General features: G+C 70.2%; 22 protein-coding genes, 1 other RNA gene and 1 pseudogene. 22 read left to right on the top strand and 2 right to left on the bottom strand.

Annotation, left to right across the window (positions count from 1 at the left end):
- Positions 1-7: 7 nt before the first annotated feature.
- The 7 genes from ACOOE8_RS03450 (at position 8) to ACOOE8_RS03420 (ending at position 5,540) form a co-directional block, all read left to right on the top strand.
- Positions 8-442: an SUF system Fe-S cluster assembly protein gene (locus tag ACOOE8_RS03450; protein ID WP_420393475.1), complete on the top strand. Its 435-nt coding sequence runs from the start codon at positions 8-10 to the stop codon at positions 440-442.
- A gap of 25 nt (positions 443-467) precedes the next feature.
- Entirely contained in the window at positions 468-818 is a 351-nt protein-coding gene (locus tag ACOOE8_RS03445) for a HesB/IscA family protein (protein WP_420393474.1), read from the top strand.
- Positions 819-896: 78 nt separating this feature from the next.
- Entirely contained in the window at positions 897-1,469 is a 573-nt protein-coding gene (locus ACOOE8_RS03440) for a peroxidase-related enzyme (protein ID WP_420393473.1), read from the top strand.
- Between the two features lie 86 nt (positions 1,470-1,555).
- Positions 1,556-2,098, top strand: coding sequence for a hypothetical protein (locus tag ACOOE8_RS03435; RefSeq protein WP_420393472.1), 543 nt, complete (start codon positions 1,556-1,558; stop codon positions 2,096-2,098).
- 21 nt (positions 2,099-2,119) lie between these two features.
- Positions 2,120-2,725, top strand: coding sequence for a 3-isopropylmalate dehydratase small subunit (gene leuD, locus ACOOE8_RS03430; RefSeq protein WP_420393471.1), 606 nt, complete (start codon positions 2,120-2,122; stop codon positions 2,723-2,725).
- A gap of 224 nt (positions 2,726-2,949) precedes the next feature.
- Positions 2,950-3,966, top strand: coding sequence for a calcium-binding protein (locus tag ACOOE8_RS03425; protein WP_420393470.1), 1,017 nt, complete (start codon positions 2,950-2,952; stop codon positions 3,964-3,966).
- 455 nt (positions 3,967-4,421) lie between these two features.
- The gene (locus tag ACOOE8_RS03420; protein ID WP_420393469.1) at positions 4,422-5,540 is read left to right on the top strand and encodes a calcium-binding protein; all 1,119 of its coding nucleotides are present in this window, start codon (positions 4,422-4,424) and stop codon (positions 5,538-5,540) included.
- Positions 5,541-5,678: 138 nt separating this feature from the next.
- Here the strand turns inward: ACOOE8_RS03420 and tkt are convergent, their stop codons facing one another.
- Complete coding sequence (tkt, locus tag ACOOE8_RS03415) at positions 5,679-7,658, bottom strand: transketolase (RefSeq protein WP_420393468.1); 1,980 nt, start codon at positions 7,656-7,658, stop codon at positions 5,679-5,681.
- A 140-nt stretch (positions 7,659-7,798) separates the two neighbouring features.
- Between tkt and ACOOE8_RS03410 the strand changes: the two genes are divergently transcribed.
- The 15 genes and pseudogenes from ACOOE8_RS03410 (at position 7,799) to ACOOE8_RS03340 (ending at position 20,314) form a co-directional block, all read left to right on the top strand.
- Complete coding sequence (locus ACOOE8_RS03410; protein WP_420393467.1) at positions 7,799-8,092, top strand: DUF4164 family protein; 294 nt, start codon at positions 7,799-7,801, stop codon at positions 8,090-8,092.
- Entirely contained in the window at positions 8,089-8,655 is a 567-nt protein-coding gene (gene zapA / locus ACOOE8_RS03405) for a cell division protein ZapA (RefSeq protein ID WP_420394616.1), read from the top strand. Before ACOOE8_RS03410 ends, zapA begins: the two co-directional genes overlap by 4 nt.
- A 94-nt stretch (positions 8,656-8,749) precedes the next feature.
- Positions 8,750-9,022 (top strand): annotated as a pseudogene (locus ACOOE8_RS03400) (LysE family transporter); the annotation flags it as partial.
- A 43-nt stretch (positions 9,023-9,065) separates the two neighbouring features.
- Positions 9,066-9,383, top strand: a complete 318-nt coding sequence (locus tag ACOOE8_RS03395) for a LysE family translocator (RefSeq protein WP_420393466.1) — start codon at positions 9,066-9,068, stop codon at positions 9,381-9,383.
- A 63-nt stretch (positions 9,384-9,446) separates the two neighbouring features.
- A non-coding RNA gene (gene ssrS, locus ACOOE8_RS03390) (6S RNA) lies at positions 9,447-9,604 on the top strand.
- A gap of 215 nt (positions 9,605-9,819) precedes the next feature.
- Positions 9,820-10,446: a DUF4760 domain-containing protein gene (locus ACOOE8_RS03385; RefSeq protein WP_420393465.1), complete on the top strand. Its 627-nt coding sequence runs from the start codon at positions 9,820-9,822 to the stop codon at positions 10,444-10,446.
- Between the two features lie 68 nt (positions 10,447-10,514).
- Positions 10,515-11,525 carry a type I glyceraldehyde-3-phosphate dehydrogenase gene (gene gap, locus ACOOE8_RS03380; protein WP_420393464.1) on the top strand — a complete coding sequence of 337 codons (1,011 nt, stop codon included), beginning with the start codon at positions 10,515-10,517 and terminating at the stop codon, positions 11,523-11,525.
- Positions 11,526-11,579: 54 nt separating this feature from the next.
- The gene (locus ACOOE8_RS03375; protein ID WP_420393463.1) at positions 11,580-12,782 is read left to right on the top strand and encodes a phosphoglycerate kinase; all 1,203 of its coding nucleotides are present in this window, start codon (positions 11,580-11,582) and stop codon (positions 12,780-12,782) included.
- A 51-nt stretch (positions 12,783-12,833) separates the two neighbouring features.
- The gene (locus tag ACOOE8_RS03370) at positions 12,834-13,862 is read left to right on the top strand and encodes a class I fructose-bisphosphate aldolase (protein ID WP_420393462.1); all 1,029 of its coding nucleotides are present in this window, start codon (positions 12,834-12,836) and stop codon (positions 13,860-13,862) included.
- Between the two features lie 13 nt (positions 13,863-13,875).
- Positions 13,876-14,469, top strand: a complete 594-nt coding sequence (locus ACOOE8_RS03365; RefSeq protein ID WP_420393461.1) for a thiamine phosphate synthase — start codon at positions 13,876-13,878, stop codon at positions 14,467-14,469.
- A complete protein-coding gene (locus ACOOE8_RS03360; RefSeq protein WP_420393460.1) occupies positions 14,466-16,505 on the top strand; it encodes a hypothetical protein in 2,040 nt (679 codons plus the stop codon). The genes ACOOE8_RS03365 and ACOOE8_RS03360 overlap by 4 nt, the downstream gene beginning before the upstream one ends.
- Positions 16,506-16,578: 73 nt before the next feature.
- Positions 16,579-17,142: an elongation factor P gene (gene efp, locus ACOOE8_RS03355; protein WP_420393459.1), complete on the top strand. Its 564-nt coding sequence runs from the start codon at positions 16,579-16,581 to the stop codon at positions 17,140-17,142.
- Between the two features lie 94 nt (positions 17,143-17,236).
- Entirely contained in the window at positions 17,237-18,061 is an 825-nt protein-coding gene (locus ACOOE8_RS03350; protein WP_420393458.1) for an inositol monophosphatase family protein, read from the top strand.
- Positions 18,062-18,248: 187 nt separating this feature from the next.
- The gene (locus tag ACOOE8_RS03345; protein ID WP_420393457.1) at positions 18,249-19,247 is read left to right on the top strand and encodes a flagellar motor protein MotA; all 999 of its coding nucleotides are present in this window, start codon (positions 18,249-18,251) and stop codon (positions 19,245-19,247) included.
- 38 nt (positions 19,248-19,285) lie between these two features.
- On the top strand, positions 19,286-20,314 hold the full coding sequence (locus ACOOE8_RS03340; protein WP_420393456.1) for a peptidoglycan -binding protein: 1,029 nt from the start codon (positions 19,286-19,288) through the stop codon (positions 20,312-20,314).
- A gap of 29 nt (positions 20,315-20,343) precedes the next feature.
- Here the strand turns inward: ACOOE8_RS03340 and ACOOE8_RS03335 are convergent, their stop codons facing one another.
- A complete protein-coding gene (locus tag ACOOE8_RS03335; protein WP_420393455.1) occupies positions 20,344-22,164 on the bottom strand; it encodes an ABC transporter transmembrane domain-containing protein in 1,821 nt (606 codons plus the stop codon).
- Positions 22,165-22,230 lie beyond the last annotated feature (66 nt).

The raw sequence follows: 22,230 nt of genomic DNA, 5'->3' as shown, positions 1-22,230 counted from the left end.
GCCTCCCATGGACACCGCCAAGCCCGCTGCGACCGTTCCGCACGACTCCGTCGTCGATGCAACCGAGCCCGCGACGAACGCCTCGCAGGCAACCGGCGCGGTGACGGAGCCGGTCTCCTCGATCCCGGAGGAGGAGCTCGACCGCATCACGCAGGACATCATCGCTGCGCTGAAGACGGTCTACGATCCGGAGATCCCGGTGGACATCTACGAGCTCGGCCTGATCTACAAGGTCGACATCGAGGACGACCGCTCGATCCGCGTCGACATGACGTTGACGGCTCCGGGCTGTCCCGTCGCCGGGGAGATGCCGGGATGGGTGGAGAACGCCATCGGCACGGTGGTCGGGGTCGGCCAGGTCGACGTCAACATGGTGTTCGATCCGCCCTGGGACCCCTCGCGCATGTCCGATGAGGCGCGCGTCGCGCTCGACATGTACTAGTGCCGTCCCGGGTGTGGAGGAGCCGATGAGCCGTCCCTCGATCATGACGCTGTCGGAGGCAGCCGCCGAGCGCGTGCGCGACCTGATGCGGCGGTCGGACCCTCCCATCGCCGGGCTGCGCATCGGCATCAAGAAGGGCGGCTGCGCGGGCATGGAGTACACCATGGACGCGGTCGCCGAGGCCGATCCCAAGGACGAGGTGATCGAGGAGGACGGTGCCCGCGTGTTCATCGACAAGGCAGCGGTGCTGTTCCTGCTCGGCTGCCGGATGGGCTACGAGGTGACCAAGTTCCGCTCCGGCTTCACGTTCGAGAACCCCAACCAGGTTTCGGCCTGCGGCTGCGGCGAATCGGTGGAGCTGAAGGCGGCGAGCTGACGCCGAGCCTTGCCCAATCAGGCGCGCCTTGGAACTCCTGCGCGCGGGCGTCGCGCACCCCAGTGGAGGCGTTGAGTCATGGCCGGCGATGAACTCGTCACATCCCTCGACCTTCCCCGCGCCGAGCTGTCGGCCGAGACCGAAGCCTACTTCGAGAAGTGCCGGGAGAAGCTCGGCCTTGTGCCGAACGTGCTCATCGCCTACGCGTTCGACGAGGCCAAGCTGCGCGCCTTCACCGAGATGTACAACGAGCTCATGCTCGGGCCGTCGGGCCTGAGCAAGCTCGAGCGCGAGCTCATCGCCGTCGTCGTGTCGGCGGCCAACCGCTGCCACTACTGCATCGTCGCGCACGGTGCGGCGCTGCGTCAGCTGAGCGGCGATCCAATCCTCGTCGACACCATCGTCGCCAACTGGCACGCCGCCGAGCTCTCCGACCGGCACGCCGCGATCTGCGCGTACGCCTCGGCGGTCACGCTTACCCCGCACCTCGTCGGCCCGGACGAGACCAGGGCGCTCCACGACGCCGGCTTCACCGACCGTGACGTATGGGACATCACCGCAGTGGCGGCCTTCTTCAACATGACGAACCGCGTCGCCACGGCGACCAAGATGCGCCCGAACACCGAGTACTACTCCGCGGCGCGCGGCTGACCGGGCGACCATCTGGCCCTTAGCCGCGTTATGGGCCATGACGGAGAAGTCGCGCCACGCCGGGCGCGCGCGCCGGGGAGGTCGCCTTGATGTCGTTCGAACAGCTCTACGAGACCCTGACGGTCGAGGACCTCGAGTGGGTCGTCCCACTAGGCGGGGGGGTCCTCGTCCTCGTGGGGGCGCTCCTCGTCGGCGTGGTCCGCGGGATGACGTCGGGCGTCCTCGTCGCGGTGTTCTTCGGCGGGCTGCTGACGGTCTCGCCACTCCTCCTCGGTGCCCTCGACCGGACGGAGCGGCGCGCCGGCGGCGCCTCGCCCGAGGTCGTGCGCGGCGCGGCGGAGCTGTCGCTGCTCAACAGCGAGGTCGTCACCGACCTCTCCCGGGTCGTCGCCACGCTGCGGACCGCGCTGTCGAGCTTGGCTCCCATCGTCGAGGAGAACGGGGACGGGGGTGACGCAGATCCCCGCGTCGCGCAGCGCTTCTCCCAGAGCCTCAACGACACCGCCGAGCGGCTGGACGTCGCGATCGGCTCGCTGGAGCGTGCGAACGCACTGCGCGACGAGCTGCGGGACGACATGGACGCGCTCGCCGTCGAGCTGGGTGGCGCTCCTTCGGCGGCCGCGCAGTAGGTCGAGGAGAGGAGACGGGCGATGCAACCCTTCGTCACGCTGACCGCCGTCGCGGCGCCGCTGCCCATGATCAACGTCGACACCGACATGATCATCCCCAAGGACTACCTGAAGACGATCGGGCGTACCGGCCTCGGAAGGGGCTTGTTTGCGGAGATCTCACGCACCGCCGATGGCGCACCCGACCCCGACTTCCCGCTCAACCAGCCGCAGTACGCGGCGGCCGAGATCCTGATTGCAGGGGACAACTTCGGCTGCGGCTCCTCGCGCGAGCACGCCCCATGGGCGCTCCTCGACCGCGGGATCCGCTGCGTGATCTCGACCTCGTTCGCCGACATCTTCTACCAGAACTGCTTCAAGAACGGCCTGCTGCCGGTGGTCGTGACCCCGCAGGAGCTGGAGCGGCTGATGGCGCACGCCTCGCGCGGCGCCAACGCGACGCTTACCGTCGACCTCCCCGCGCAGACGGTGAGCGGCGCGGACGGCGATCCCATCCCGTTTTCGATCGACCCCGGCCTCAAGGCGATGCTGGTGGGGGGCCTCGATGAGATCGCGCTGACCTTGCACAAGCGCGAGGCGATCGCCGCCCACGAGGCGCGGTTCGGTGAACTGCGTCCTTGGGTCTGACGTTCGATCCGTAACCTGCACGGGCCTCCTCAACATCTGACCGCCGATCTTGGGATGGCCGAACCAACGGCGACGACGGCAAGGCGCCCGCGGCTGCCAACCTGTGCTTCATTCGGTTATTTCCGACAACCGGAATGTCCCATATCGGTTCGTAAAATCACCTTTTTGTTGCCATAATCGGTCATAGATGGTAAACACCACCCATCTCTCTAACGGGTGGCACGATGCGTACGCTTTTCTGGGCGTTTGGTAACAGGAACATCATCGGTACCAATTCCAACGATTCCCTTTTCGGTCTGTTCGGCAACGATACGATCACCGGGGGTGGTGGAGATGATCGTATCTTCGGCGGCTTCGGCAACGACATCCTGTACGGTGACGGTGCAGTCGAAGCGACTGGCCCCAACCTCGTCACCAACGGCTCGTTCGAGCTCACCACCGGCATGAAGTCTGCTGACTTCGGTTTCGAGGGCAAGATCCCGGGCTGGATCAACAGCGCCCGTGGCGATGCGGAAGTGGTGCGCGCCGGGATCGTCGGCATGCCCGCAGACGACGGAGGGTACTGGCTCGACACGGGGGCCGAAGGCGCCCAGATCGTCGACATCTCGCAGGCCGTCGCCGGCGTCCTTTCGGGTGAGACCTACCTGCTGAGCTTCGCCGCCGGTCAGTGGCAGGCGCCGAGCGCGGCCCCCGACGAGACGCTGAACGTCTACTGGAACGGCGACCTCATCGCGACCGTGCGTCCCGAGACCATCGACGCCTACGAGCAGTTCGAGTTCGAGGTGACCGGCGGCAGCGGCGACGGCACCAACACGCTGAGGTTCCAGGGCGTGACCGACGGGTCGAGCGACCATCAGGGCGTGGTCATCGACGACGTCAGCCTCGTCCACCTTCCTGACGGCGGCGGCGATGACATCCTGGTGGGCGGCTTCGGCAACGACCAGCTCATCGGCGGGCGCGGCGACGACATCCTGTCCGGTGGCTTCGGCGACGACGTGCTGACGGGTGGGACCGGCAACGACACGTTCGCCTTCGGCTACTTCGGCGGCTGTGACACGATCACCGACTTCGTCTCGGGCCAGGACGTCATCGAGTTCGACCTGCTGTGGTGCGCTGACATCTCCGCCCTCACCATCCGCCAGAGGGGCGATGACGCCCAGATCAAGGGTTTCGGCACGACCATCATCGTGCAGAACACCGTGGCAGCTGACCTTGCCGCGGACGACTTCTTCTTCGTCTGAGGCGACGGTTCGGCAAGGGCAGGCGCAACGCGCCTGCCTTCGGCCCAACAGGCTGGCGGTCGCCAGCGACGAGCGGGCGGGCGTGCACGGCCGGGCGATCCCCTGGGCCGTGCGCGTCCGTTCACCTGTCCGATGGTGTGGAAGGGTTCGGCGCGAGCTTGCCTTTCTGCAAACGCTTGCCGGTCGCCGCTCGTGAGGCGCGCTTCGGTAAGCTGCGGCTTTGGATTTATACTAATCGTATACGACCTTGTCCGCCGGACTTCAGCCTCGCCGCATCGAACTTCCAGACGACCGAGCAGCAATTCGACGGGAAACATCGAGGGGTACCAACCTCTTGTTACTCACGATAATATCCAACAACCAAAGAATGCCATACTTGTTTTTGTAAACACCTTTTTGTTGCCATATTTGGAAGGTGATGGTACAACCTGCGCAACTCTGCAAAAGGTGGTAGGATGCGTACGGTTCATTGGACGTCTGGTGGCCGAAAGATAGTTGGGACCAAGGGCGACGACTTCCTCTCCGGTCCGTCCGGCAACGACACGATCACCGGTCGTAAAGGCAACGACACGATCGCTGGCGGGGCGGGTGACGATGCGATCTCCGGCGGCTCCGGCAACGACGTGCTGTACGGTGACGCTGCAGCAGGAGTTGCCGAGCCCAACCTGATCACAAACGGCTCGTTCGAACTCACCAAGGGCATGAAGCCCACCGAGTTCGGCTTCGAGGGGAAGATCCCGGGCTGGGGCAACGGTGCTCGTGGTGATGCAGAGTTGGTGCGTTCCGGCACCCTCGGCATGCCCGCGGACGACAGCGACTACTGGCTCGACATGGGCGCCGAGGGCGCGCAGTTCGTCAGCATCTCACAGGCCGTCGACGGCGTGCTGTCGGGTGAGACCTACCTTCTCAGCTTCGCCGCCGGACATTGGCAGGCGCCGAGCGCGGCCCCCGACGAGACGCTGAACGTCTTCTGGAACGGCGACCTCATCGCGACCGTGCGTCCCGAGGCCATCGACGCCTACGAGCAGTTCGAGTTCGAGGTGACCGGCGGCAGCGGCGACGGCACCAACACGCTGCGCCTGAAGGGCTTGACCGACGGGGCGAGCGACCACCAGGGCGTCGTCGTCGACGACGTGAGCCTCGTCCTCATCCCCGACGGCGCTGACAAGATGAGCGGCGGGCGGGGCGACGACGTGCTGATCGGCGGCCGCGGCGACGACACGCTGATCGGCGGGCACGGCGACGACACGCTCAACGGCGAGCGCGGCAACGACAAGCTCGTCGGCGGGCGCGGCGACGACGTGTTGTCCGGTGGCTTTGGCAAGGACGTCCTGACGGGCGGCGCGGGCAAAGACACGTTCGTCTTCCACAACTCCGGCGGCAAGGACAAGATCACCGACTTTGCCTCCGGTCGGGACGTCATCGAGTTCGACGTGCAAGGGAACGGTGACATCTCCGACCTCAAGATTCGTCAGAAGGGCGAGGATGCCCAGATCAAGGGGTTCGGCACGACCGTGATCGTTCAGGACACCGTTGCGAGCGACCTCGGCGCGGACGACTTCCTCTTTACCTGAGGCGAGGCTCGGCCAGGGCTGGCGCATCGCGCCTTTCACGGTCCGAGGGGCCGGCGGGGACGCCGGCGACGAGACGGACGGGCGTGCACGGCCGGGCCATCCCCTGTGCCGAGCGCGTCCGTCCACCCATGCGACGGCTCAGCGGCCGAGGCGCTCGCGCACGGCCGCTACGACGCGTTGGGGCGTGATCCCGAAGTGCTCGTAGAGCTCCTCGTAGGGAGCAGAGGCGCCGAACCCCTCCATGCCGACGAACAGGCCGGAGGTGCCGATGAAGGCGTCCCATCCTTGGCGAACCGCCGCCTCGATGGCGACCTTCACCGGCGCCTCGCCGATGACCGCCTCGCGGTAGTCCTCGTCCTGCTCGAAGAACAGCTCGAACGAGGGCACGCTCACGACGTCGGCGGCGATGCCCGCGCCCGCCAGGGACTGCGCGGCCTTCACCGCCGTCTCGACCTCCGAGCCCGAGGCGAACAGGCAAGCGTCCGCCCGTGGCACGCTCGTCACCTTGTAGGCGCCGCGGCGGGTGCGGTTCTGCGTCGCCAGGCCGGTCGCGTGCACCGGCAGGTTCTGCCGCGTCAGCGCGAGCACCGTGGGGCCGCGCCGCTCCAGCGCGACCTCCCAGGCCTCCGCCGTCTCCAGCGCATCGCCCGGACGCAGCACCACGAGCCCTGGCATCGCGCGCAGGCTGGCGAGGTGCTCGACCGGCTGGTGCGTCGGTCCGTCCTCGCCGAGGCCGATGGAGTCGTGCGTCATAACGTGGATGACGCGCAGCCCCATCAGCGCCGCGAGGCGGATCGCGGGCCGCGCGTAGTCCGAGAAGCACAGGAACGTGCCGGCGTAGGGGATGAGCCCGCCGGCGAGCGCGAGGCCGTTCATCGCCGCCGCCATGCCGTGCTCGCGCACGCCCCAGTGCACGTAGCGCCCGGCGAACTTGCCGCGCGAGATCGGCGACAGGTGGTCCGTCTTGGTGTTGTTGGAGCCCGTAAGGTCGGCCGAGCCGCCGACGGTCTCCGGCAGCACCGCGTTGACCGTGTTCAGCACCCTCTCGGAGGCCTTGCGCGTCGCCATCGTCGGGCGCTCGGTGAGGAGCTGCTCGCGCAGCTGCGCCATCGCAGGGGCGAACTCCGACGGCAGGTCGCCGCGCCGCCTGCGGTCGAACTCGGCTCGGCGCTCGGCGTCCATGGCCTCGTAGCGTCGCCGCCACTCTCGGTTGGCCTGGGCCGACCGCAGCCCGGTGATGCGCCAGGCGTCGCGGATCGCCTCCGGCACCTCGAAGGGCCCGGCAGTCCATTGGAGCGCCGCCCGGGTCGCCGCGGCCTCTGCAGTGCCCAACGGAGCGCCATGGATGCCCGCGGTCCCGGCCTTGTTCGGCGCGCCGTGGCCGATGATCGTGCGCGCTGCAATGAGCGATGGCTTGTCCGAAGCAGCAGCCGCCGACAGGGCTCCATCGATGGCGCTCGCATCGTGGCCGTCGATGCGCTCGGCGCGCCATCCCGCAGCCTCGAAGCGGCGCACCACGTCCCCGGTCTCGGCGAGCGATGTAGCCCCGTCGATGGAGATCTCGTTGTCGTCGTAGATCACGGTCAGCTTGTTGAGGCTGAGGTGGCCCGCGATCGAGATCGCCTCGTGGGACAACCCCTCCATGAGGTCGCCGTCCGAGGCAAGGACGAAGGTCCGATGGTCGACGATGTCGCCGAACTCAGCATTCAGCATGCGCTCGCCGAGCGCCATGCCCACCGCGGTCGCCAGCCCCTGACCGAGCGGCCCGGTGGTGGTCTCGATGCCTCGCGCGTGGCCATACTCGGGATGGCCGGGCGTGCGCGAGCCGAGCTGGCGAAAGCGCTGCAGCTCGCCGATCGGGAAGTCCTCGTAGCCGAGCAGATGGTAGAGCGCGTAAAGGAGCATCGAGCCGTGGCCTGCGGACAGCACGAAGCGGTCGCGGTTCGGCCACTCCGGGTCGGCCGGGTCGACGCGGATGTGATGGACGAAGAGCGTGGCGACGAGGTCAGCCGCGCCCATCGGCATCCCCGGATGGCCCGACTTGGCGCGCTCCACCGCATCGACCGCGAGCATGCGCAGCGCGTTTGCCATCGGGGTCAGCTTGTCGACATCCACCATCGATCCGCCTTTGGGCCTTGGACTTGTCCGAGGGGCGCGTCACATAGCGCCCGACCGGCGCGGCGTGCAAGACGACGCCTCGGTGGGGACCGCCATCGGACCAAGCGGCCCCGGGACGACGGGAGGGACCCATCGCGGGGGTGAAGACGACGCAAGCGCTCGCGCGGCTCGAGGCAGCGCTCGTGCGCCTGGAGGCCGCTGCGGCGCTGAAGCTCGACGCCAGCGACTTCGCCACCTCGCTGCGTGACGATTGTGCGCGGCTCGAGCGTGACCGCGCGGCTCTCGCCGCCCGGCTCGACGCGTCGGAGGCCCGCGCGGAGCAGCTGCGCGCCGCCAACCAAGAGGTCGCCCAGCGCCTCGTGGGGATCATGGAGCGCGTGCGTCGCCTGGGGGCGGCCGGCGCGATGCACGCTGAGGGGGAGGACTCCCCCTGAGCCACGTCCAGGTCGAGATCGGTGGACACCCCTATCGCCTGTCCTGCGCCCCGGGGGAGGAGGACCGCGTGGTCGACCTTGCTGCTGAGCTCGACGGCACCATCAGGGCGCTGAAGGTGCGGCTCGGCGAGATCGGCGAGCAGCGCCTCACGGTCATGGCGTCGCTGACCCTGCTCGACCGCCTGCGCACCGCCGAGGCGACCATCGCCGAGCTGAGCCAGCGCGCGGACCGGCTGGAGCGGGCACGCGAGCGCGCGGTGCTGGAGGCGGAGGACGATGAGACGCCGATCGCCGCGCGCATCGACGCGTTGACCGAGGCGGTCGAGCGGCTGACGGCGGGGATCCACGCGCAGGTGCGCGCGTCCCGGGCTGCCGCGTCGGAGGGCCCGAGCCAGCAGGACGTCCCGCCTGCAAGCTTCATCGCCGTGCGCCCTGGCGGCGACGCATCCCCGGCGGTCGAGCCAGCCCCTTCCGGGGACGAGCCCAGCGGCACCGATGCGCCGGACGTCGAGGAGCCGTTTCAGGTCCCTTCGTTCATGCGGCGGCGCCGGCCGCCCTGGTAACCGCCCGATCGCCCGGCCGGCGGGCGCCCCCTTGCATGACGTCGCCCGTCGCTCGGCGCAGCTTCGTTGAACGATCGCCGCGTGGTCCGGTAGCATGGGGCTGACCGCAACCGGAGTTCGCGACCGTGCCCGACGCCTCGACGCTCATCGCCTCGGCCGCCATCGTCATCGTGCCGGGCCCACGGTGAGCGTGATCGTCGCGAACGCGCTGCGACGCGGATCGGCCGCAGGGCTTGCCAACGTCGCAGGCACCCAGGTGGGGCTGGCGACCATGATCCTCGTCCTCGTCGCCGGGCTCGACGTCGTCGTCGCGGCGATGGGCGAGGCGTTCGTGGTCGTGAAGCTCGTCGGCGCGGCCTACCTCATCTGGCTCGGCATCAAGCTGCTGCGCTCCGACGGCACCGTGACGCGTGCCCCGGAGCGAGGCACGAACTCTCGTCGGCTACGCGGCGCAGGGCTTCCTCGTCATCTGGTCCAACCCCAAGGCGCTGCTGTTCTTCGGAGCGTTCATCCCCCAGTTCGTCGACCGCACGGAGCCGGTCTGGCTGCAGGTGGCGGTGCTCGGCAGCATCTTCATGGCGGTGGCGACGGTCCTCGACGGGGCCTACGCCGTGCTTGCCGGCCGCGCCGGGCGGCTCCTGACCCGGGCGCGGGTGCGCCTGGTGGAACGCATTTCTGGCGGCCTCCTCGTCGTCGGCGGCGCCGCGCTCGCCTTCGCCCGCCGCTGAACGCGCCGTGCCTGTGGAAGACATCTTCACCAGAGGGTTGAGACGCGCTATATTCCAACCCAGGCGAGGCTGCGCGGTTCGTCAGGACAACTTGCATCCCCGGGGCCTTATCGATCCTAACGGGAGCTGTCCCTGTTCCGGCTCGTGGGCTGGAGTACACGGCGCCCACCTACCTAGTAGGTCCCGGGATCGAACCGTCCAACGGCCGAGGTGGCTTCGCCGCTCCTTCATCCAGTGCCAGCGTCGGGCCAGCGCCAGGGCTTACATTGCCGGCAGCAACTTGACGAGGGGCCGGAAACTCCCCACTTCTGCGATGTATGAGAAGAGGGACGATCATGATCATCCGTAGGATGCCTGGCGAACCGGAATTCTAGGTCCCGCCCGTCATCGGGGCCTCTCCTACTACGCGACGGCGGCCGGGATCCTGGTCGCCGTTTTGCTTTTCGGCATCTCCATCGCCTCGCTCCTGGCGGCGGGGGAGGGTTCCGACCTCAGGGTTGGCGCGGCGTTCTTCGCGGCCTTCGTCGCCTACGCAAGCTGGCTCGCCCGCGTCCTGTTCGACCACCGCCAGGCGCGGCGCAGGGCGACCATCGATCTGCTCCTCAGCATGCGCTCCAACGACATCCTAGAGACGCACAAGCGCACGCTTCAGGATCGAATCCGCCAGGGTCCACTGCTGCCGTGCGAGGCGGCAAGGCTACACGGAATCATGGTCAAGGACCCTGACGTCATCGCGACGGACGTCGAGCGGGAGGTGGCCCAGGCGCTCGCCTACGTGCTCAACCTGTTCGAGTTCATCTGCGCCTCCGTCGAGTACGGCACCTACGACGACGAGCTCCTGTTCGCGACGCTGGGTCCGCAGGTCGTGAGCGTCGCCGACAAGTACAGCGCCTACATCGCGCGGTCCAAGACCGTGAACCCGCTGCACTACCTCTACCTGACGACGCTGGCGTCGCGCTGGCAGCACCACCCGCCGCGCATCAGGTTCCAACCGGACGACCCGGTCGCCTGGTACTTCCGCCGCGCGGATCGGAACGCGCGGGGCGGGCGACGCTCGCGCTAGCCGCGCGACACCTTGCCGAGTACCGCCTGCTGCGACAGAACCTCCATCAACGAACGAAGGGGTTCACCATGGCCGTCAAGCTGGCAATCAACGGGTTCGGGCGGATCGGGCGCAACGTGCTGCGCGCCATCGTCGAGAACGACCGCACGGATGTCGAGGTGGTGGCGATCAACGACCTCGGCCCGGTGGAGACCAACGCGCACCTCTTGCGCTACGATTCGGTGCACGGCCGCTTCCCCGCTCAGGTCACCGTGCAGGGGGAGACGATCAACGTCGGCCGTGGCCCGATCCGCGTCACCGCCGAGCGCGATCCGGCCGCGCTGCCGTGGTCGGACGTCGACATCGCGCTCGAGTGCACGGGCATTTTCACCTCGCCCGACAAGGCCAAGCTCCACCTTCAGAACGGCTCCAAGCGCGTCCTCGTCTCGGCGCCGCTCAGCAACCCGACCCAGGGCGAGAAGACGATCGTCTTCGGCGTCAACGACAACACGCTGACTTCGGGCGACCTCATCGTGTCGAACGCGTCGTGCACGACGAACTGCCTCGCTCCCGTCGCCTCCGTCCTCCACAAGGCCATCGGCATCGAGCGCGGCTTCATGACGACGATCCACTCCTACACCGGCGACCAGCCGACGCTCGACACCATGCACAAGGACCTCTACAGGGCTCGCGCGGCGGCCATGAGCATGATCCCGACGTCGACGGGCGCCGCGAAGGCGGTGGGCCTCGTGCTGCCAGAGCTCAACGGCAAGCTCGACGGCGTCGCGATCCGCGTTCCGACGCCCAACGTGTCCGTGGTCGACTTCAAGTTCGAGGCTGCCCGCGACACCTCCGCGGAGGAGATCAACGACGCGATCCGCGCCGCCGCGGAGGGCGAGCTCAAGGGCATCCTCGGCGTCACCGACGACAAGCTCGTCTCCATGGACTTCAACCACGACAACCGCAGCAGCGTGTTCGCCACCGACCAGACCAAGGTGATGACCGGCAACTTCTGTCGGGTCATGTCCTGGTACGACAACGAGTGGGGCTTCTCGAACCGCATGGCCGACACCGCCGTCGCAATGGCCCGCCACATCTGACGGCGCTGCCGCGCGGGGTTCAACGATGGAAATAGGACCGGGAAGGCGACGCAAGTGACCACCGTCAGGAGCCTTGATGACCTCGGTCCCGTGGCGGGGCAGCGTGCACTGGTGCGCGTCGACCTCAACGTGCCCATGAAGGACGGCGCGGTGAGCGACCGCTCGCGGCTCGAGGCGGTGCGGCCGACCGTGACGGAGCTCGCCGACGGGGGCGCCAAGGTCGTCCTGCTCGCGCACTTCGGACGACCGAAGGGTGAGCGCAACGCCGACATGTCGCTCGCCCCCGTCGTGCCGGCGCTCGCGGAGGTCCTGGGGCGCGACGTCGCGTTCGCGGACGACTGCGTCGGCGACGCGGCGGCGGATGCGGTGGCCGCGCTGCCGGACGGCGGCGTGCTGGTGCTGGAGAACACGCGCTTCCACGCGGGCGAGGAGGCGAACGACGCCGGGTTCGCCGACGCGCTCGCCGTGAACGGCGACCTCTACGTCAACGACGCGTTCTCCGCCGCGCACCGGGCGCACGCCTCCACCGAGGCGCTCGCTCACCGCCTGCCGGCCTACGCGGGCCGCGCGATGCAGGCCGAGCTCGACGCCCTCGCCAAGGCGCTTTCCGAGCCGAGGCGCCCCGTCATGGCGGTGGTGGGCGGGGCCAAGGTCTCCACCAAGATCGCGCTGCTGGAGAACCTCGTCACCAAGGTCGACGCCCTCGTCATCGGCGGCGCGATGGCCAACACCTTCCTCCATGCCATGGGCATCGACGTCGGCCACTCGCTGCACGAGCGCGAGATGGCCGTCACCGCGCGGCGCATCATGACCGCGGCCGAGCGCGCCGGCTGCGCCATCACGCTGCCGAAGGACGCCATCGCGGCGCACAAGTTCGAGGCGGAGGCGCCGCACGTGCACATCGGCGTCGACGAGGGCGTCGACCACGACATGATGATCCTCGACATCGGCGGGCGCACCGTTCACGCGATCAACGAGGCGATGGATCGGGCCGAGACGCTGGTCTGGAACGGACCGCTCGGCGCCTTCGAGCTGCACCCGTTCGATCGCGGCACGGTCGCCGTCGCCCGCCATGCGGCCAAGCGGACCGCGGCCGGCATGCTCTCCGTCGCCGGCGGCGGCGACACCGTCGCCGCGCTCGCCCACGCTCGCGTCGCGGACGACTTCACGTACCTGTCCAACGCCGGCGGCGCCTTCCTGGAGTGGCTGGAGGGCAAGGCGCTGCCGGGCGTCGAAGCTTTGAAGCAGGCGCGATAGGCGCTAAGACCGACGGTGTTCGGGCATGGGATCGGGGGACGGAGGACGGCGATGAGCGAGACGTTGCGCGAGATCGCGGCGGCGATGGTGACCGAGGGGCAGGGCATCCTCGCGGCTGACGAGTCCACGGGCACCATCCAGAAGCGGTTCGACCAGATCGGCGTCGAGAACACCGAGGAGAACCGCAGGGCCTACCGCGAGCTGCTGTTCACCGCGGACGAGGCGATGCGCGACCACGTCTCCGGCGTCATCCTGTTCGAGGAGACGCTCGGCCAGTCGACGGCGGACGGGCGCCGCTTCGCCGACGTCATCAAGGCTGCAGGTGCGGTGCCAGGCATCAAGGTCGACAAGGGCGCCAAGCCGCTCGCGGGCTTCCCCGGCGAGAAGATCACCGAGGGGCTCGACGGGCTGCGCGAGCGCCTCGAGGCCTATTACGGGCAGGGCGCGCGATTTGCCAAGTGGCGCGCGGTCATCGACATCGCCGACGGGCTGCCTACGTGGGGCGCCATCGCGGCCAACGCGCACGCGCTCGCGCGCTACGCCGCGCTGTGCCAGGAGACCGGCATCGTCCCCATCGTCGAGCCCGAGGTCATCATGGACGGGCCGAGCTCCTCCCACGACATCGACCGCTGCGAGGAGGTAACGCGTTTGACGCTCAACGTCGTGTTCGATGCGCTCTACGAGCAGCGCGTCGATCTCACCGGCATGGTGTTGAAGCCCAACATGGTCGTGCCGGGGCAGACCGGTCCGCAGGTGTCCGCGCAGGAGGTGGCCGAGCGGACGGTTGCGTGCCTCAAGGCGACGGTGCCTCCCGCGGTGCCCGGCATCGCCTTCCTGTCCGGCGGGCAGTCGGACGAGGCAGCCACCGAGCACCTGGCGCTGATGACCCGGATGGGCGGGCTTCCCTGGGCGCTCACCTTCTCCTACGGCCGCGCGCTGCAGCAGGCGGCGCTGAAGGCCTGGGGCGGGCGCGCCGAGAACGTGCCGGCGGCTCAGGCCGCCTTCGCCCATCGTGCCCGGATGAACGGACGTGCCGCGCTCGGCAACTGGCGGGCGGAGGACGAGCGCGAGGCCGCCTGACCGTGACGCCAGCGTGCGCCAGCGGCTGATCCTCGTCGCGCCGCCGGACCTGGTCGCTGACGAGCTCGCCGCGGCGCTGGCGGGGGGCGACGTGGCGGCGGTGGTGATCCCGGTGTTGGCGGCGCGTCCGCGCATGCTCGTCGAGGCCGCGCAGGGGGCAGGGGCTGCGGCGCTCCTGCAGCACAGGTTCGCCGAGGGTGAGCCGCCACCGTGGCCGCTGGCGTTCGGCGCCGATGGGGTGCAGGTTGGCGGCGGCTACGGGGCGCGCCGCAAGGCTGTGGAGACGCGGCCCGAGGGCGCCACCGTGGGGGCGACGGCCGCCACGCGGCACGAGGCGATGACGCTCGGCGAGGTCGGGGCGGACTTCCTCTGGTTCGGCCGCGTCGACGCGCTCGACGAGGACGGGCTCGAGGTCGGCATCTGGTGGCAGGCGCTGTTCGAGGTGCCGGCCGTCGTCGCCGGGCCCGCGGACGAGGCGTCGGTGGCGCTGATGATCGCGACACGTGTGGAGTTCATCGCGGTGGATGTGTTCAGGGCTTGCGGCGGCGACGCGGCCGCGACGGTGTCACGGATCAACGCGGCGCTCGCCGAGCGGGTGCCCTCGTGAGGCGCGTCGCCGCCCTCTTAGTCGCGATCGCGCTCGCCGCCGGACACTCCCATGCGCAGGCGCAGGGGACGAGCGAGCCGCCGGCGGAGGTCGCGCCCGAGGCGAACGAGGAGCGCGCCGGACCGCTCGATCGGGTGCGCCGCTTCACCGGGCGCGTCGGCGATCGAGTGCGCGGCCTCGTGCCGTGGCCCGGCGGCGACGACGACGGACCGCCGCAGGGACCATCGGGGCCGATGGTCCTGTCGCCCGTGCCGGCAACGCCGCCGGTTGACCTTCCCGCCCCGGCCGCCGCGTCGGTGCCGGCCGCACCTCGCCAACCGATTGCGCCGCGCGCGCCGACCGGCGCGCAACCCTCGGAGCCAACGCCTTCCGCAGGCCCCTCGCGTGCGGCCGTCGCGTCCCCGTCGCCGAGCCGGCCCTCCCCGGAGCCGCACCGGCCCACTGTCACCCCGGCGCCCGCGCCGGAACCCACGGTCGCCGACGAGTTCACCGTCGCCGCACCCGTGCCACCGGCCGAGGCGCCTCCGGTCGCAGCGACGGCGCCCGAGGCGATGCCCAAGTTGGCGCCGTCGACGGCCGAGCCGACGCGGCGGCTGCCCGATGCGCCCCCTGCGAACGCCACGCCGACCACGGCGTCAGGGGAGGACGATGCCGAAGAGCCGGGTGGACGAGCCGCCGAGCGTCGGGCCGACCGGGCGTCGCCGCAGGAGCCTGCTGGGCCGGCCGAGCCGCTCGCGGCGGAGGCGACAGCGCCGGACGACGCTCGACCGGCCGCGGCCCCGGACCAGCCTGTGCAGGGCTCCGACGGTTCGGACATCGCCGCGTCGGCCTCGTCGCCCGGTGCCCCGATCCCGGACCTTGTCCAGGACCCATCGCCGGACGTCGCCATGGCGCCGGCCCTTGAGGGTCCATCCGCCGCCGGATCCCGCACGGAACCGCGAGGCGGGCCATCGGACGCGCGAGGGTCCGAGCCGAACGACCGCGCTGGGGACGCCCCTCGTCCGGTCGTCACCGCGCCGACCCCGGCGTGGTCGCTGGTGTCGGCTGTTCCGCCTTGGACGTTCGGCGCCACCGGCGTTGCGGGCGGCGGCGTGGCTGCGTTCCTCCCGATGCCGCTGGCGCGCCCGCCGGTGGTGCCGCAGCAGGAGGGACCCGGAGTCGTCGTCTCGCACGTTGCGGACCTGCCCCTCGCAGGCTCGACCCTCACCCTCGCGCACTACGCCTACGGCGCGTTCCAGCGCGGGCTCTACGGCACGGCGTTCAGCGTCGCCCTGCGCGCGGCGGCGGACGACGAGGCGGCTGCGGCGGCGCTCATCGGCCGGCTCTACGAGGAGGCGAAGGGCGTCGAGCAGGACTACTCCAAGGCGGCGGGCTGGTACGCCGTGGCGGCCGACCTCGGCTCCGTCGATGCGCGCACCCGCCTTGCCGCCATGCTCCTTCTCGGCCAGGGGGTGCCGCGCTCGGCGCAGCGCGCGGCCGACGCCTTCGAGGGCGCGGCAGAAGCCGGCAGCCCCGACGCGGCGCAGGCGCTCGCGATCATGCTCCTCAAGGGCGAGGGCAGGCCGCGCGACCCGGAGGCGGCGCTTCGCTACATGCGGCACGCGGCGGAGGGCGGGGCGCCGGGCGCCGCCTACGCGCTTGCTGTCATGCACGAGGAGGGGCAAGGCGGGCCGCCCGACGACGCGGCGGCCACGCGGTGGTACGGCCGGGCTGCCGAGTCGGGCGACCCGGCGGCAATCCTCGCCTACGCGGTGCGCCTGTTCAACGGCATCGGCACCGCGCCCGACGAGGCGTCCGCGGCGCGCTACTTCGCCCTCGCCGCCCGGCTCGGCGTGCCGGTGGCGATGAACCGCTACGCCCGCCTCCTCGCCAACGGCCGCGGCGTCGCGCCGGACCCGGCCGAGGCCATCATGTGGCACCTCCTCGCCCGGGAGGCGGGCATCTCGGACTTCCTGCTCGATGGCTACATGGGCGCCGCCGACCCCGAGCAGGTCGCAGAAGCACGCACCCGCGCACGGGCGTTCGCGCAACGCTGAGCGCAGCTCGGCGCGGCTTGCCCTTGCACGCGCCCTGTGGTTTCCAGCGCCCATCCGGCCTCTGGGACACCTTATGAAGATCAACGGCAACGAGATCCGCCCGGGCAACGTGCTCGAGCATCAGAACACGCTGTGGGCGGCCGTGAAGGTGCAGCACGTGAAGCCCGGCAAGGGGGGCGCGTTCGCCCAGGTCGAGCTCAAGAACCTCATCGACGGCCGCAAGCTCAACGAGCGCTTCCGCTCCGCAGATACGGTCGAGCGGGTACGGCTCGAGCAGAAGGACTTCCAGTTCCTCTACGAGCAGGGCGACGATCTCGTCTTCATGGACAACAACACCTACGAGCAGATGGAACTCGCCAAGGACTTCGTCGGCGAGCGCGCGGCCTTCCTGCAGGACGGCATGACCGTGACGGTGGAGATGTACGAGGAAAAGGCCATCGGCATCACGCTGCCGCAGCACGTCACGCTCGAGATCGCCGAGGCGGACGCGGTGGTGAAGGGGCAGACCGCATCGTCGAGCTACAAGCCCGCCGTGCTCGAGAACGGCGTCAAGGTGATGGTGCCGCCGTTCGTCGCCGCCGGCGAGCGGATCGTCGTCGACACCGGGGAGTTGTCCTACGTCCGCCGCGCGGACTGACGACGGCACCGCGCGACGGAGGCATCGGTCGGCCCCGCGCTCCATGCGGGCTGATCGAGGGTGAACGTCGGCTCCACATACCCCGGACAGACCCATGGCTCGCACGGCGCTCCTCAACGTCATGGTGTCCGCCGCCGACAAGGCGGGTCGCAGCCTCGCGCGCGACTTCGGCGAGGTGGAGAACCTGCAGGTCTCGAGGAAGGGACCGGCCGACTTCGTCTCCAAGGCCGACATGCGGGCAGAGGAGATCCTGTACCGCGAGCTGTCCAGGGCGCGTCCGTCCTACGGCTTCCTCATGGAGGAGCGCGGCGCCGTCGAAGGGTCCGACCGCCAGCACCGCTGGATCGTCGATCCGCTCGACGGCACCACCAACTTCCTGCACGGCGTGCCGATCTTCGCGGTGTCCATCGCGCTGGAGCGGCAGGGTGAGCTCGTCGCCGGCGTCGTCTACAACCCGGTGATGGACGAGCTCTACGTCGCCGAGCGCGGTCAGGGTGCGTTCCTCAACGATCGGCGGCGCCTGCGCGTCTCGGCGCGCACCGAGCTGTCCGATTGCCTCATCGGCACCGGCCTGCCGTTCCTCGGCCACGGCAACCAGGTGCGCACGCTCGCCGAGCTGCAGCCGCTGTTCGGGCGCGTCGCCGGCGTCCGCCGCCCGGGCGCCGCGGCCATCGACCTCGCCTGGACCGCGGCGGGGCGCTACGACGGCTTCTGGGAGCACGACCTGTCGCCATGGGACGTGGCCGCCGGGATCGTCATCGTGCGCGAAGCAGGGGGGTTCGTAAGCGACGCCGACGGCCGCGACAGGCCGCTTGTCACCGGCTCGGTGGTTGCCGGCAACGAAACCGTGCACCGCGCGCTCCTCAAGGTCATCGCCGACGCCCAGCGCGTCGGCCCGCGGGCGAGCGCAACGACCTGAGGGCGAGCGGCCGGCGTCCGGCGTTACCGATCCTTAAGCGTCCGAGCCGCGACGACGTCGCCCCGGTGCGCTAAGCATGGACTGCCGCGCGCAGAGCCGACGAAGGTGTTGACGGCGCTGGCGGCCACAAGCGCAACCCTCGTGCAACAGCTTGAACGATCACCGTCTTCAGCTACAGCTAGGCCCTATGGCGCGCAAGGATCCCTACAAGTTGTCGAGCCCGCAGGTTTACCTGTGGCGCATCGTCCTGTTCGTCATCCTCGCCTCCTTCCTCGTGTTCATCCAGTTCCAGACGGTGACCACAGCGTTCATGGCCAACCCGGTGCTCAACGGGCTGATCGTCGCGGTCGGCGTCCTCGGCATCGCGTTGTCCGTCGCCATGGTCGTCCGCCTGTTCCGCGAGATCGCCTGGGTGAACCGCTTCCGGACAGGCGCCCCGTCCGGCCGTCGTCCGCCGGTCCTCCTCGCGCCCATGGCGACGCTCCTGCGCGATGGCGTCGAGGAGACGGTGATGAGCGCGGTCACCATGCGCTCCATCCTTGACACCATCGGCACGCGGCTCGACGAGCAGCGCGACATCCTGCGCTACATCGTCGGGCTCCTGGTCTTCCTCGGCCTGCTTGGCACCTTCTACGGCCTACTGCAGACCGTCGGCTCGGTGGGCGCGACGATCAACTCGTTGGACGTCACGTCCGGCAACACCGCGGTGATCTTCCAAAACCTCAAGGAGGGGCTGCAGGCGCCGCTCGTCGGCATGGGGACCGCCTTCTCGTCCTCGCTGTTCGGCCTCACGGGATCGCTCATCGTCGGCTTCCTCGACCTGCAGGCCGGACAAGCACAGAACAGGTTCTACACCGAGCTCGAGGACTGGCTGTCGACGCTCACCGACATCGTCGATGACCTCGAGGGCGGCGGCGCGGCGCAGGCGGCGGCGGACCTGCATCACGCGGTGGACCGCCTTGCCAAGATGCTCGCTGAGGGCGGCCTCGGCGGTGCCGCGCCCGACCGGCAGACGGCCAAGGCGCTGGCCGCGCTCGCCGAGGGCGTCCAAGGCCTCGTCAAGAACACCCGGCGCGAGCAGAAGGTGCTCATCGACTGGGCCGAGGCGCAGGGCGCGCAGAACGAGCGCATCGAGGAGCTCCTCGTGCGGCTCAACCGCGCCCTCGAGCATGACGAGCGCGCCTGAGCGCCTCCCCCTCACGGCAGCGATCCTAGGAGGCGACCATGCCGCTCGTGCAACGACGCCGCGAGGTGCGCGCGGACTACTGGCCGGGCTTCGTCGACGTCATGGCGACGCTGCTCCTCGTCATCATCTTCCTCTTGTCCGTGTTCATGCTGTCGCAGTTCTTCCTCAGCCAGGAGCTGTCGGAGGGGGAGTCGGCGCTCGCCAGGCTCAACGCGCAGATCGCCGAGCTCTCGGATCTCCTGGCGCTCGAGCGGGCGGGCACCTCAGAGCAGGCGGACGAGGTGCTTGCCATGTCCGCGAGCCTCGACGACCTCATGCGCCAGCGCGACGAGCTGGCCGGCCTCGCCACCGGCGAGGCCCAGGAGGGGGCGGCCGCGGACGAGGCAGTGGCCGCGCTGCGCCGTGAGCTCGCGGAGGAGCAGCAGCTCGGCGCCGACACGCTGTCGCGCGTCGCGCTGCTCAACCAGCAATTGCGCGCCCTGCGCCAGCAGATCGCGGTGCTCGAGGACGCGCTCGAGGCGTCCGAGACATCCGGGCGGGAGAGCCGGACGGAGCTCGCCGACCTCGGCCGGAGGCTCAACGTGGCGCTGGCCCAGCGCGTGCAGATCCTCAACCGCTTCCGCTCCGACTTCTTCGGCCGCCTGCGCGAGATCCTCGCCGAGCGGTCCGGCATCGAGGTGGTCGGCGACCGCTTCGTGTTCCAGTCGGAGGTGCTGTTCCCGTCGGGGTCCGACGCGCTCAACGAGGAGGGGCGCCAGGAGATGGCGACGCTCGCCCAGGAGCTCATCGCGCTCGGCGCGGAGATCCCCGACGACATCGACTGGGTGCTGCGCGTGGACGGCCACACCGACGCGCGGCCGGTGTCCGGCACCGGGAGGTTCGGCTCCAACTGGGACCTGTCGGCGGCGCGCGCGATCGCCGTCGTCCAGTACCTCATCGCCCAGGGGGTCAGCCCCGAGCGGCTCGTCGCCGCGGGCTTCGGCGAGTTCAACCCGCTGGTGGACGCCGAGACGCCGGAGGCTTACGAGCGCAACCGCCGCATCGAGCTGAAGCTCACCGAGCGCTGACGGCAGGTCGGCCCGGTGCTATGAGGGCGCTACTGCGCCGCCAGGGTCGCGCCGGCCGGCTCGCGGAACTGCAGCTCGGCGAGGCGGGCGTAGACGCCCCCGCGGCGCGACAGCTCTGCGTGGGTGCCCTCCTCGACGATGCGGCCCTCGTCCATGACGAGGATGTGGTCCGCCCGCACCACGGTGGCGAGCCGGTGGGCGATGACGAGGGTCGTGCGCCCCACCATAAGCCCCTCGAGGGCGGACTGGATGTGCGCCTCGCTCTCCGCATCGAGGCTCGACGTCGCCTCGTCGAGGAGCAGGATCGGCGCGTCCTTCAGGATCGCCCGGGCGATGGCAAGGCGCTGGCGCTGGCCGCCGGACAGCGTGATGCCGCGCTCGCCGACGACGGTGTCGTAGCCCTGCGGCATCGCGCGCACGAAGGCGTCGACGTGAGCGGCGCGGGCCGCTTCGACCACCTCCGCCTCGCTGGCGTCGGGGCGACCGAGGCGGATGTTGTCGGCGATGGTGGCGGCGAGCACCGTCGTGTCCTGTGGCACCAGCGCGATGCGCTCGCGCAGCGTCCCAAGGTCCGCGCGGCGCACGTCCACCCCATCGACGAGGACGCGCCCCGCCGTGACGTCGTAGCTGCGGCCGATGAGCTGGAACACGGTGGTCTTGCCGGCGCCCGACGGGCCGACCAGCGCCACGGTCCGGCCGGGCTCGACGGCGAAGCTCACGCCGCGCAGCACCTTCATCGATGGGTCGCTCGGGTAGCCGAACGCGACGTCCTCGAAGGCGAGCGCCCCGAGCGGGGGCTCCGGCAGCGTCACGGGGTCGGACGGCGCCGCGACGTCGGAGCGCTCGGCGGCGAGGAGGGACAGCCGCTCCGCCGCACCGGCGGTCTGCGCCACCTCGCCCCACACCTGGCTGAGCTCGCCCAGCGCGCCCGCGGCGAACACGGCGTAGAGCACGAACTGGCTGAGGGCGCCGGCGGAGAGGTCGCCGGACAGCACTTCCTGCGCGCCGAGCCAGAGGACGGCGACGATGGCGGAGAACACGATGAAGATGACGACCGCGGTGAGGCTCGCCCGCGCCGCGACGGCGCTGCGGGCGATCTCGTAGGCGTCGTAGGCCCCCTCCCGGTAGCGCCCCGTCGTCCGCGTCTCGGCGCCGAAGGACTGGAGCATGCGCACCGCGCCGATCGCCTCGGTGGCGAACGCGGAGATCGCCGCCAGGCGGTCCTGCGCCGCGCGCGACTTGCCCCGCACGCGCCGGCCGAGCGCCACCAGCGGCAGCACGAGGAGCGGGATCGCCGCGAGCGCCGTCGCCGATAGGGTCGGGCTCGTCACCACCATCATCGTCATCGCGCCGACGAACATGACGAGGTTGCGCAGCGCCACCGAGGCGGAGGCACCCACGGCCGACTTGATCTGCGTCGTGTCGGCGGTGAGGCGGGAGACGACCTCGCCCGACAGCGTGCGGTCGAAGAAGCCCGGCGACAGGGTCATGACGCGGGCGAACACGTCAGAGCGAACGTCGGCCACCACGCGCTCGCCGAGCGTCGTGACGAGGTAGTAGCGCATGGCGGACGCCACCGCGAGCGCGCCGGCGACGACGACGAGCATCGCGAAGTAGGTGTCGATGAAGTCCGCGTTCTCCGGCGCGAAGCCGTGGTCGATCATGCGCCGCACGGCGAGCGGGACGGCGAGCGTCGCCCCCGTCGCGGCGAACATGGCAACGAGCGCCAGGGCAAGGCGCCCCTTGTAGCGCAGCGCGTAGGGCGCGAGGAAGCGCAGCGGGGCGAGCCGCACGGGCCCCCGCGTGTCGCTCTCCTCGTCGGATCGTTTGGACGCGCGCCGAATGCTCATCCCACGTCACAAGCGGGACGGGGCGCGGAAGTCAACGGCACCGGCCGGCTTGCGCGGGCACGCCGC

It is taken from the genome of Acuticoccus sp. (assembly GCF_965213555.1).
Classification (GTDB): Bacteria; Pseudomonadota; Alphaproteobacteria; order Rhizobiales; family Amorphaceae; genus Acuticoccus.
This window is presented reverse-complemented; position numbering and strand designations above follow the sequence as displayed.